The organism is bacterium, from assembly GCA_024226335.1.
In the GTDB taxonomy this organism is placed as follows: Bacteria; Myxococcota_A; UBA9160; order SZUA-336; family SZUA-336; genus JAAELY01.
Map to the genome: position 1 here is coordinate 1 of JAAELY010000247.1, position 12,330 is coordinate 12,330.

Consider the following 12,330-nt stretch of genomic DNA (forward strand, 5'->3'; position numbering starts at 1 on the left):
CATGCAACAGGACGCGCCACGATTGTGTCTGCCGCATAGCTCCCGCACACGGCGATCTCCATTGCGCAACACTTACTCTATCACCAAGTCTCTGCAACGCATTTCAGATCGACAGTAGTGCGTTGCGCACGGCGTGGTGCCGTCGCTTGCAATCGAGCCCGACGCAAGTGGGCGAACTCGGCTGTTCTGTTGTGGTAGTGTTCACTACGAATCGCGTTTGCATTTGCAACAATGGCCGGGCTAGCCGCTGTAGCAATGCCATCAGCAACGCACTGAGAAGCAGTACTTGACGGAGACGGGTCGCCTAATGATCAATTCACCTATTCGGGGTAGCAAACAGGACCGTTCACCTGGAGAGTCACTGTTTACGGAGGAGAGGCTTTGCAATGCGGCGTGGGCGTTCACGACGCGACGGGTTCCACGCAACGAGACTTACCAGATCTACAACAAGAAGATGACACCCCGCGCAGGAGACTTGGTGCTCGCTCGTGTGGATGTTCTCGGCCATCACCGTGGCCTTCAGCTGCGATGTGGACGGAGGAAGAGTCTGTTTTCGGGTGATGAGATCGTGGTCGCGTATGGAAACCGCTATGCATCCAGCCAGTTCGAAGCAATCGTCCCAAGAACGCTAGGTCCGTGCCAACTCGTCGCCGGTGGTGGCGTCGCAGGGAAAGCACTCTCGTGGCACAATCGCATCTCGCGCGGGCCAACAGAAATCACACCGGTTGGAGTGCTATTTCGACCGGACGGGAAGCGTGTCAATCTTCAGGAATATGCCCTTGAAGAAGTCACGTGCTTCACCAACCGATGGCCTCCGACAATCGCAGTCGTGGGCACGGCGATGGATGCTGGAAAGACCGACGCAGCTGCATTTCTGGTACGCGGGATGGTCGAAGCCGGTCAACGAGTCGGCTACGCGAAGGTAACCGGCACCGGCGCCGGCGGAGACACATGGCTATTGAAGGATGCAGGTGCCGATCCGGTGCTCGACTTCACCGATGCCGGATACACTTCGACCTACCGGTTAGAGGCGAAGGATGTCGAGCGGGTCTGCCATACGCTTGTCGCACACTTGGCAAAGTCCGGTGTCGACGCGATCATTCTCGAGGTGGCGGACGGCCTGTTGCAGGACGAAACGGCTGCGTTGCTCCAGTCAGAGGTGTTCAGGGCGGTCACGAGCGCGGTTCTCTTTACTGCACGCGATTCGATGGGTGCGGTAGCGGGAGTCAATCGGTTGAGGGAATACGATCTACCCGTAGTGGGCTTGTCGGGAGTCCTCACCGCAGGGCCACTTCAGTGTGAGGAGGCCACGACCGCGACGGGACTACCGACGTACAGCCGAGAGGAACTGGCAGAGGCTGCTGTGGCCCGCGGCATTCTCGCCTGGATCGATGAACAGGAGGTAGACGCTGGGAGCGCAGGTGCCATCGCAGGGTGAGTTCCAGGTGGCTCGGAGCGCGAGGCCACAGAAGAACCGCCTCCTGCATCGAATTCTGCAGGCGGATCCAGGGCAGGAGTACCTGCTCTACACGCCGAGTTCGGCAGGAGCCGAGCCGCCGCTCGTCGTCTCGGTGCACGGCGTTTCCCGAAACGCGCATGAACACGCAAGGTTGCTTTCCGCCTATAGCGAGATGTACGGTACGATTCTCGTCGTACCCTTCTTTTCCGAAGAGCAGCACCGCGACTATCAACGCCTGGGGCGGATAGGACAGGGCAAGCGCGCGGATCTTGCCCTGAACATGATCCTCGCCGACGTCGCACAAGTTTCGGGATGGGCGGCGGAGCAGTTCTATCTCTTTGGCTTCTCCGGCGGGGCGCAGTTTGCTCATCGGTACGCCATGGCACACCCCCATCGGGTCGCAAGCGCGGTCTTCGCTGCCGCGGGCTGGTACACGATGCCCAGTCCCAACAGGCGTTTTCCGTACGGAACTCGGCCGAGCAAGAAGCTTCCCGGTCTGATATTCGATGCCGAAGAGTTCTTGTGCGTTCCCATGACGGTCCTGGTCGGGGTGGACGACACGGGCTCGAGTGGACTTCGCAGGGGAGAGCGGCTCGACCGTGAACAGGGAACGAATCGTGTCGAACGTGCTCACAGTTTTGTCGCCGCAATGAAGGAATCCGCCGGAGCCCACCATCTCGAGTCCTTAGTCAACTGCATCGAAATCCCGAATTGTGACCATTCCTTCAGACGATCAATCCTGCGGGGTGGATTGGGAGACAAGGTCTTCGAGATCCTATTCGGCGCCCCACTTGTCAATTCTGCCGCGATCGAAGGGTAATCACCTGGCCTCTGAAACAACCGTACTAAGGGACTTGGAGACCGACGGGAGCGAACCTCTCGCCGATGGCGACGTTCTGCATCGGACTTGCCGGAACGATTCTGGGCAAGACTATTTCGTCTATCGACCAGTGGATGCCGATGCCTCTGCACCCGTCTTCGTCGCGGTCCATGACACATCGCGAAACGCCCAGGAAATCGCAATCGCGTTCCAGGGAGTTTGCGATCGCTATGGAGTAATTCTGGTCGCACCTCACTTCGCGGCAGATCGGCATCCGAACTACCAGCGGCTCGGACCCAGCCGGGAGTCCAGTGTGCTAGGCACGTTTACAGACGCCACTCTCGATTCGATTCTCGAAGAGGTAGCGTCCCTTACCGGTTCATCGACACAGCGCTTCCATCTCTTTGGCTTTGGCGCTGGGGGCCGGTTTGCATTGCGATACACCTTGGCCCATTCGACCCGAGTAGCAGGAGCAGTACTGGCAGCCGCGGAAACCTACACATTTCCAAATCCTGAACGACGTTTCCCTCGAGGCATCAGCGCAGGCCCCGGACGTCCGGACCTCCAGTTCGAGCCTGAGAAGTTTCTGACCGTGCCGATAACGTTGCTGGAAGCCAAGCAGAATGACGTTGCGGCCACCAATCGCCCACTCGAACGGGTAGGACGTTCTGGGAGGTCAGGTGGCGGAAGGAACGGGCACAACTGGGTCGCAGCCATGTCTGCCGCTGCAGCCCGCAGAGGGCTCGAATCACTCGTCATCCGCCACGAAGTCGAGGTCGAGACCGTGTCGTTCAAGGGCTTCCTCGAGCAAGCTGCACTGCCCGACCGAGTCTTCGAAGCGCTCTTCGGACTCGCACCTGGGCAGGACGCGCTGGTCTTCACAGGCGAGCCCGAAGGAGCGGAGGGGTCGGCCGACGCCGAGACGCCGCTTTTGGAACAGGTCGAAGAGGAAACCAAACGGAGGCGTCTGCGACGAATGGTGCTCCCTGCCGTCGTATCTGCGGGGATCTGCGCCTTGCTGGCACCACTCGTCTTGTGGGCGCACTATCGGCTCGACAACGTGGTGTCGCAGGACGCAGTCGTGCGTGGCCCTATTGCAAAGGTGGGTGTTCGTGTGAACGGGGTTGTCGAGAGCATCCTGGTGGATGTTGGCGATCACGTCGAAGCCGGCCAGATCATCGCACGCCTACAGGACCGCCAGTTCAAAGCCAAGGTGAGACAAGCCACCTCCTACCTAGAGAAGTCTATGCGCGAGCTGGAGGTGGAGTTGCTCGCAATCGAGAATGAAGAGTTGCGTCTGGCGGGAGCGCTGCGCGAAGTCGCGGCGAGACTATCGGCCGCAGAGGCGGGCGTACGGGTGAGTGAGAGTCGCAAAGAGGAAGCACGGCGACGGCTCATGGTCCGGCAGTCGTTGTCTGCGCAAGGCGCGGTCGCGCAGGAAGTCGTGAATACAGCCAAGACCGAGTTTCGAACCGCGAGCGCCCTCGTCGGAGCCTCCCGGGCCGGACGAAAGGCTGCGTTGGCTTCACAGGAACTCGTCGAAATCGAGTCCCAGGGGTTGGCAGTGCGAAGAAAGCGAATCGCCGTCCTCAAATCGGGCATTGCGGCCTATCGAGCAGAACTCGCAGTTGCGGAGGCAAACCTAGACGGCTCGGTTCTTCGTGCACCCGATGACGGTGCCGTGGTGCAGCGCATCGTAGAGCCCGGTGGAGTCACGGTCGCTGGGCAACCCATCCTTTCGCTTTGGCTCGGTGGCGATACCTGGGTGGAAGCGTGGGTCGATGAACGCGAACTGGGAGATCTCGAGGTCGGGAGTTCAGCCAGTATTTCGTTCAATTCCTATCCAGGGAGGGAGTTCATCGGCACGGTGGAGACGATCAGCGTCTCGACTGATTTCGAGCTTCCGGATTCGGCTGTGCCTCAGCCCCGTGGCAACCGTATGCGCGACGAGCCCATGATCGCAGTTCGGATCCAACTCGAAGACTCAGACGCGCTCCTGTTTCCTGGGCTTTCGGCGTCGGTCGGAATTCGCAAGAAGGGTCACTGATATGGACTCTCCATTCGGGCAGCGTGAGCAATCGCGCAACATCCAGGCAAATAGATCCGGCCACCTCACCGCAGTTCGCCGTGCCATTGTGCAGAGTGCTGCGCAGCTGCGATCGTATCTGACAGAAACACCCAAGCTCACCCCGACCACGGGATGGCGTGCGGGTTGGTTGCGGCCCAAGGGCAACCTGACCCGCGGTGAGCTGGCTATTCTCTTGTCGATCGCGATCGTCCCGTTACTCATCGTGGCCGTACGGATCTCCGCGCTGCCCGGCGTCCTCCACCCGGGGATGAGCGGATCATTGCTGCCGACGATCGGCCACGATCTGAACCAGGTGCTCTCGCTAAAGAACATCCCCGCGGCCGATCGCTCGAGTATCCTCTACATGCTCTTGCTTCCTACCGGTGCAATGTTGATCGTGATTGCGCGTCTTACCTTTGGACTGCACGTCATCGGATTTCGCGCAATCTTGATCTCCGTGGCATTTCAAGAAAGCGGGATTGTCCCAAGCCTGATCCTGATTGCCGTTGTTGCAGCCATCGTGCTCGGAGTCCGCCCAACGCTCGTGCGCATCAAACTCCCCTATGTCGCTCGCGTATCGGTGATCATGAGCATCGCGGTCCTGATCTTGATCATCGCGCTGACGGCCGCGCCCTGGCTGCACTCTGATGTGTTGTGGCGCGTCGCGTTCTTTCCCGTGATCGTGCTAGGACTCTTGGCGGAGGGTATTGCGAAGACGATGGACCGCGACAGCGTCTTCAGCGGGGTTTGGCGCACGGGAATGACGATCGTTGTCGCCCTGGTGCTCGCGGGGCTCGGCCAGTTTTCGGTCCTTGGCGAGGTCGCGATGCAATTTCCCGAGCTGCTGCTCGTCGAACTCGTCGCGATCTTCTTGATCTCGGAGTTTCTGGATCTGCGGATTTGCCAGGACTGGGATGCTCGACTGAGCGGCATGGTAGTTCCACGCATCCTCACTCCCGATACGCGGCTGCGTGTGGCTGTCGTCCGAAACCACAAGATGAACGGCGTCATCGCCCACATGGGACCGCCGAGCAAGAACGGCTACGGGCGCCGCTCGATCCGCAGGATCGTTGCTGCACTCGAAGCGAACGGGCACATGGTGAAGACCGTCGAGGGCGACACATCTCTACTCTCGAAACTGGATGGTTTCCTCCCCGAGCATCCACCTACGGGTGAGCCCGGAGGGATTGTCCTCAACCTCTCTCACGGTATTCAGGGGGAAATACCTTCCGTGCACGTTCCCGCGATGCTCGAGATGTCGGGTGTCGCCTACACCGGCCCAACTCCTCACGGACACTTCATTGCACTCGACAAGATCACTTCCGGCGAACTGCTTCAGAAGGCGGGTGTCTGGACGCCGGAACGTCGGGTGATAGAAAACCCCGACGAGATCCCGAATGCGCTTAGCTATCCAGTGATCGTCAAACCGCGCCACGCTCTACGCTATAAGCTTCGAATCGCCAAGGACCGAGGACAACTCGAAGAGGGCATCCGAATGGTGTCCCGCCGCGATGGTCAGCAGCCCGTCGTCGAGCCCTACATCAGTGGGCGTGAGATTCTGGTCGCGCTGATCGGCAACAATCCACCGCGTTGCCTTCCGCTGATCGAGGCCGGTCCCGATCGCGAAGAGCGAGCTTGCCCTCCTTCACTTCCCGATGACCTCGACCGTCTCATTCGAGCGGCCGCAGTTGCAGCGTTTGAAGCGTGCAAGTGCCGGGACTATGCGTTGGTCAACATCCGTATCTCGAGATCGGGCAAGCCTTTTGTGGTCGAAGTGGACGCACTCGGCGTTCTCGAGTCGGGCGGTGCATTCGAGCTTGCTGCGGAAGCTGCGGGTTACACGTTCGACGAGTTGATCGACAAGATCATCAAAGTTACTCGTGAGCGGTATAGCGAGGGAGTGAGAGTGCCCGCACTGGCAATCGTGCCACAAGAGAACGGTCAGAAGCACGAGAGGGAGAGAGGCCTTGTCGCGGGATAGCAGTCTCTCGCGAGGGCATCTGTTCGCAATCGGTGGACGAGAAGCTCGGAGCGGGCAGATGGTCGTGCTCGACCGATTCGTGCAGGCCTGCGGCGGTCCTGTGGCGCGCCTGGTGGTACTGACGACTGCGTCCTCGAAACCTGAAGTACGTGTCGCCGAGTATCGCAGAGCATTCGGCGAACTCGGCGTTGAAGACGTGTCCTTTCTCCATCAAGACCATCGGTCCCAAGCTTCTGATCCCGTGTTGCTCGAAGCGTTGAACCGTGCCGACGGCGTCTTTCTTGCCGGTGGAAACCAGCTCAGGCTAGTCACGCTCTTGGGTGGTACGACCGTAGAGTCCCTGTTGCGTGAGCGATACCACCGAGGGCTTCATCTGGCCGGAACCAGTGCTGGAGCATCGGCGATGAGTGCTGTGATGATCGCCAGGGGTAGGGCGCGCTCGGCGGCCCGGCTCGCGGCGGTCCATATGTCGGCCGGCTTTGCGTTGTTGCCTCAGGTGATCGTTGATCAGCACTTCCGAGAAAGAGACCGGCTTGGTCGGCTGATCGCCGCCGTTCTCTTGAACCCCGCAATGCTCGGCTTTGGCCTCGACGAGGACACGGCATTCGAACTCGATCAAGAGAATCGTGTGAATGTCTTCGGGAGCGGGTCGCTGACGATCATCGACGGTTCGCAACTCGAATACTCGAATATCGACATCGTACCGGAGGAGTCGCCTGTTGCCTTCGCGGGAATGCACCTGCATGTCCTGACCGAAGGATGGAGCTACGGGCTTGCCGAGCGGCGCGTCGAACGACCCGCGGCAGAGCCTATGGCCAGCGAAACTGTGGTCTAGAACAGATCTGCCTTCCGTGAGGGTTTTTGATCGTGCACGCCGGATGGGAACACTCGGAATCCGTGTCGGCAGCATGAACCGAAGAGAAGAAGAGTCGGAAGATGAAGATTGAAGCAGTAGAACAGTTCCATATGCACAACATCTACAGCGAACGTCCTGTGTTCCGGTTTCAACTCAACGTGTCGATTGAGGAAGCGAGCAAACGCAACGTGGAGCAGATCGGGAAACGTCTTCGCAGCACCCTTGTCGCGGCGCTGGGAACCGTCGACGACGGCCCGACCGAGTGGGATATCGGTTCATTGGTGGCCTGGGTCGCTACCTTTCTTCAGCGATCCCTTGGGGTTGAACTGGAAACGGCTCGCCCAATCGGCGATGAACACAGTCCGGTCGCGGTCTTTGAATACGAAGACCCGGAGGTCGGACTATTGGCCGGGAGGCTTGCGTTCCGGTTGACACGACGGCTGGGCAGAGTTCGTAACTCGAGGATTCGACGAGAGTTGCGGGTACAAATCGGTGAGTTCCACCGGCAGGCCTCTGCGATGACACTGCCGATTCAGGATCGGGAAGTCATGCGAGCCGCCAGGAAGCGGGGCATCGAGGTACTACCTCTCGCTCATCGACTGTTTCAGCTGGGCCAGGGGCGCTTTCGCCAGCGCATCTATGGTTCGAGTACCAGCCGGTTGACTCACCTCAGCTCCGTGTTTTCGGCGAACAAGCACATCGCGAAGCAGCTACTGATCGGTGCGGGACTCCCGGTTGCGCGTTCAGAACTCGTACGAGGACATCGGCAAGCGATCGCGGCCGCGAATAGAATTGGCTACCCGGTCGTGATCAAACCGAACAAGGGAAGCCTCGGGCGTGGTGTCAGCATTGGCGTCCGCGATGCGAAGGAGGCCGTCGCGGCCTGCAAGATTGCACAGAAACAGGGCAGAGGGATCCTGGTAGAAGAGTTGATCGGTGGAAAGGATCACCGCCTGCTCGTAATCAACGGCAAGGCTGTCGCCGCGTCAATGCGCATACCGGCACACGTCGAAGGCGATGGTCGAAGCACGATCAGAGAGCTTGCCGCCGCCGCCAATGACGACCCCCGGCGGCGTTCAGGACAGCAGGGGGCCTGGACCGCACTTACTATCGACGATGCCGCCATACGCGTGCTCGAGCGTCAGGGCGTGGCACCAGACTCAATACCGCAAGCCGGAACCCACATCGATCTGCGTGCGGTTGCCAACACTTCGAGTGGAGGTACTGCGGTCGACATCACGGACGAAATCCACCCGGAGAATCTGCGCGTTGCCGAGCGTGCGGCGATTGCATTGGGGACGGACATCGCAGGAGTCGACATCCTTTCGATGGATCTGTCTCGCCCTCTCTCGGAATCCGGAGGCGTGATCTGTGAGATCAACACCAAACCCGGCCTACGGAAGCACATCTGGCCCGCAGTCGGGAAACCTCGTGACGTGATTGGCCCATTGCTCGATATGCTCTTCCCCGCTCGCGAGAACGAGTCCTTCCGAACGGTCACCATCGTCGCCCAGGAGAATGAGGAGCCCGTCATCCAGATCGTGCGTCGGTTTCTGGAACTGACGGGACACACGATTGCGACCTCGAATCCTCAGGCATCCACGACGCCAAGAGCCGGGTCCCACGATCCAGTGGCTGCAGCTCGGCGAGCGTTTCTCGACCCCGTTGCGGATGGTGCAGTTCTGCAAACGACTCCGGATGCACTGATGGCCCACGGGCTCGGGTATTCGAGGTGCTCAGTCGGTGTGTTGATCGGCGCCTTTCGGGCTTCCGAGGACGTACCGGCGGAATACCGCACCAACGCACTGCAACTTCTCGCGAGTGCCACCCATGGCACACTCGTGATCGACGCCGACGAGCCTGACGGTCTGGATCTCGCCTCACAGACGCAATTGCCCAAGTGCTTCGTTCTGAACAACCCGAGTCCGATGACCGTACGTTCCCACCTGGATCGCGGAGTCGAACTGCTCGTGACCGCGACTCCCAGCGAAGTCGCGGAAGGGACAACCACCGCTTCTTCCCAGGCCGATATCTCCATCTACCGGGACGGTCGAGTAGAAAGGATCTCCACCCGAGATCTTGCTTCGGTCGAACCACTGCTCGAAACCTCTCCCCGCCAGGCGGCCTTTGCGATAGCGATCCTTCTCAGCCTGGAAATGAGTTCGACCGAGATCGGGGAGTGCCTCAGGCGAGCCCGGGGTAGACAGCGCGAATAGCGAGGGGCAAGCCGGGAACCGGCGAATGGTCCGCACGCTTGCGGACGGCGCTAGCGAACGGTGTCTGTGTTTCAAGAAGGAGAGGGCAAGATGCGAGGCCAGAAGGTGGGCGTACGTTGCATCGGAGTTCTCGGGATCGCGAGGACGAAATCCACAATCGTGCTCTGCGGCCTCGTTCTTTTCGGGCTGGTCACAGGCGGACCCGCGAATTCGGCAGTCGACGTGGTCTGCGAGATGCGATTTGCCGTACACAGCGCTCACGGAAGCCTCGAGCTGCCCTATTGTGCAAGTGTCGATCTGGCCGTGGGTGACGCGAACGCAACCCTCGCCGTCGTCGTAGTACACGGAATCAATCGCAACGCCGATGATTACTACTCCTATGCCGTCGATGCCGGCGTTCGGGCTAACAATGCCAATCTTACGACCGCCATCATCGCACCTCAGTTTCTTGCAGAGAGCGACATCGAAAGACACTCGCTGCAGGACAAGCTGCTCTACTGGGCGAGCAGTGGTTGGAAGAAGGGGAATACCTCGAGGAGTACTGGCGGCAATGCCCGTCCATTCAGAATCAGTTCGTTCGGGGTGTTGGACCGGATCCTTCTGCGCCTCGGAGATCGCCACGCATTTCCACGGGTTCGCAAAATCGTCGTCGTGGGACACTCAGCAGGCGGCCAGTTCACGAACCGCTATGCCGCTGGAGGCGCGGCGGAAGCGAAGCTCGCGGAGTCCCGACCGGACTTGTCCTTCCGTTACGTCGTGGCAAATCCTTCTTCCTACCTGTACTTCTCATCGGAACGAGCGAGAGAGGGCACCCCCGACTCGTTTTTCGTCCCAGACTCCGCGAACTGCCCAGACTACGACGACTACCACTACGGGCTCCAGAACCTCAACCGGTATATGGGTGGGGTGGGAGCGCCGGTACTGAAGCAGCGCTACCGATCCAGACGCGTGGTGACCCTGCTCGGCTGGAACGACAGCGACCCCAAGCAATCGTCATTGGCTGTAGGCTGCGCGGCGATGCTTCAGGGACATCACCGGCGCGAGCGCGGCGAGATCTATCTAAATCACATCCTGAGGCAATTCGGCAAGGAGATCCTGGACCGACATCGATTCGACTTCGTGCCTAACACAGGCCATTCGGCGCGGCGTATGTTCCGATCCGACTGCGGTCTCCGGCATCTTTTCGACTTCGGCCCTGCCAACAAAGCTTGCACCCGCCCACTGATCGAAGCGATCCGCTAACAGCCTATTGGAAGAGTCCTTTGTGGGTCAGTCGCCTGTCAAATATCTGGTAGAGATCGACCATTGTCTCCGAGATTCCCCGCTCTCCAACGTGAACACATCGTTCTATCGAGGAGAGTCCGAGCTGTCGGTGAAGCGATGTAGCTCGCCCTTTTATACCGGCACAAGCCTCTGAGTTAGACTCCCGATTGGAAGTCAGGCGGAGGCGAGATGAAGCGAACGCATTTGTTGAAGAACAGATCATTGGGATCCTGAAGGCGGCTGAGCGGAACCTGTCAACGCCGATGAGACACTCGATTGTTTGATCTACTGAGCAATTCCTCCTGTCGTTGATGATTCGGGCGGGTTGATCCAGAGCGCTTAGGGAAGCGGACTGGGCTTCGGGGTGCCTCGGACGAAGCGTTCAGGATGAGCCGCCCATGCGGCTTCCAGCGTGCGCGTTCGCTGCGCGATGAGCGCGGGCGCTTGACCGCGACGACCGGAGTCGATGTCTACTTCTGTGATCTGCGAAGCCCCTGGCAATGAGGCAGCAATGAGAACAACAATGGCCTACTTCGACAGTACTTCCCGAAAGGAACTGACCTGGCGGTTCATAGTCAGAGTCATCTCGACAAGGTCGCGCACATGCTCAACGACCGACCTCGACAAACTCTTGGATGGATGAAACCATCAAAGAAGCATGCAGAACTGTTGCGATGACCTAATGAGACCGCCCCCGAAACCGTGGACACCTGGGAAGCGAAGGCCCTGGGTAAGAATTTGTGGCGCGGGAGGCCCTGATGCTGGCCCGGCCAGGCAGCGACGTGGATCTGGGATCTACGCAGGGCACCACGGATCCATTCGAACTGAGTTCTAACCGATCGGCTGCAACGGCATGTCAGCCAGCGCAGTGCTACTGCCCCGACGAAGCCGGACGGCTCCGCGTGCTGCCCTGGCAAGCCGCGGCGATGGCCTTGAGGGCACTCGCCGGTAGGCGCTCTTGAGTAGGCTGGAACACCTGGCGTTCTTCGAACCGAATGTGCGACTCGAGGAGCTCACCGAACCGCTGGACCGTGGCCAGGACGGGGGACTCAGCATCTCGCAAGGCGCGAAGAGCACTGTGATCCTCACGAATCCGATTGACGAGCGAAGACTCACTGATCGCTTCGAGCGCGGGCAGGAGGTGTTGTTCTTCAATCAGGAAGTGCGGCTCGAGATGGTCTGCGAACGCTTCGACGACTTGCTTCCACACCACCTCATGGGACACGGCGGAGTTCGGACGGCCAGCTAGCTTGCACCGCCGAGCTAGCACAAGGCCAGTGTGGTGATCGTCCGAAAGGTCGCGCAGCTCGAGTATTCGTTTCACAAGAACCTCCGACTTCGAACTGGCGAACTACTATTCGGAAACTGCGCCCCCAAAGCGCGGCCGAGTCGGATAACGTCCGACGGGCCAACCCAGTTTCTCCCAGTAGTTCGTTTCATTCAAGCCACACCTGCCTTCTCGGAACGTGATCAACGACAATTACTTCTGCCGGTCGCATTGACTCAGCTCGATTGCTACCCGGAAGGGGGCCGTTGCCTCACCGAACTTGCTACCGAAAAGTGGCAACAGACGGGGAGACGACCATGGCAGCAAGGATCGACATCAAGGCAAAGCGAGAACTGGTCAGGGTCGTGTCGGAGCGGTACCGACACGCGTCGAAGAAGGA

8 protein-coding genes and 1 pseudogene are annotated in these 12,330 nt (G+C 59.7%); 8 read left to right on the top strand and 1 reads right to left on the bottom strand.

Annotated elements, in window-relative coordinates; translation table 11 throughout:
- The first annotated feature begins 307 nt into the window (after positions 1–307).
- The 8 genes and pseudogenes from GY725_12510 to GY725_12545 all read left to right on the top strand — a co-directional run bounded on the left by GY725_12510 (position 308) and on the right by GY725_12545 (position 11,341).
- A complete protein-coding gene (locus GY725_12510) occupies positions 308–1,438 on the top strand; it encodes a DUF1611 domain-containing protein (protein MCP4005008.1) in 1,131 nt (376 codons plus the stop codon).
- Positions 1,422–2,279, top strand: coding sequence for a hypothetical protein (locus GY725_12515; protein ID MCP4005009.1), 858 nt, complete (start codon positions 1,422–1,424; stop codon positions 2,277–2,279). Before GY725_12510 ends, GY725_12515 begins: the two co-directional genes overlap by 17 nt.
- A gap of 130 nt (positions 2,280–2,409) precedes the next feature.
- Entirely contained in the window at positions 2,410–4,326 is a 1,917-nt protein-coding gene (locus tag GY725_12520) for an HlyD family efflux transporter periplasmic adaptor subunit (GenBank protein MCP4005010.1), read from the top strand.
- Between the two features lies 1 nt (position 4,327).
- Positions 4,328–6,328 (top strand): hypothetical protein, encoded by a 2,001-nt coding sequence (locus tag GY725_12525; protein MCP4005011.1) that lies wholly within the window; start codon positions 4,328–4,330, stop codon positions 6,326–6,328.
- Positions 6,315–7,163 carry a cyanophycinase gene (locus GY725_12530; protein ID MCP4005012.1) on the top strand — a complete coding sequence of 283 codons (849 nt, stop codon included), beginning with the start codon at positions 6,315–6,317 and terminating at the stop codon, positions 7,161–7,163. Before GY725_12525 ends, GY725_12530 begins: the two co-directional genes overlap by 14 nt.
- A gap of 101 nt (positions 7,164–7,264) precedes the next feature.
- Entirely contained in the window at positions 7,265–9,400 is a 2,136-nt protein-coding gene (locus GY725_12535; GenBank protein MCP4005013.1) for an ATP-grasp domain-containing protein, read from the top strand.
- Positions 9,401–9,490: 90 nt separating this feature from the next.
- Positions 9,491–10,642 carry an alpha/beta hydrolase gene (locus GY725_12540; GenBank protein ID MCP4005014.1) on the top strand — a complete coding sequence of 384 codons (1,152 nt, stop codon included), beginning with the start codon at positions 9,491–9,493 and terminating at the stop codon, positions 10,640–10,642.
- A 489-nt stretch (positions 10,643–11,131) separates the two neighbouring features.
- A pseudogene (locus tag GY725_12545) lies at positions 11,132–11,341 on the top strand (IS30 family transposase).
- A gap of 193 nt (positions 11,342–11,534) precedes the next feature.
- Here GY725_12545 and GY725_12550 read toward each other — a convergent pair.
- Positions 11,535–11,987, bottom strand: coding sequence for a hemerythrin domain-containing protein (locus GY725_12550; GenBank protein ID MCP4005015.1), 453 nt, complete (start codon positions 11,985–11,987; stop codon positions 11,535–11,537).
- Positions 11,988–12,330 lie beyond the last annotated feature (343 nt).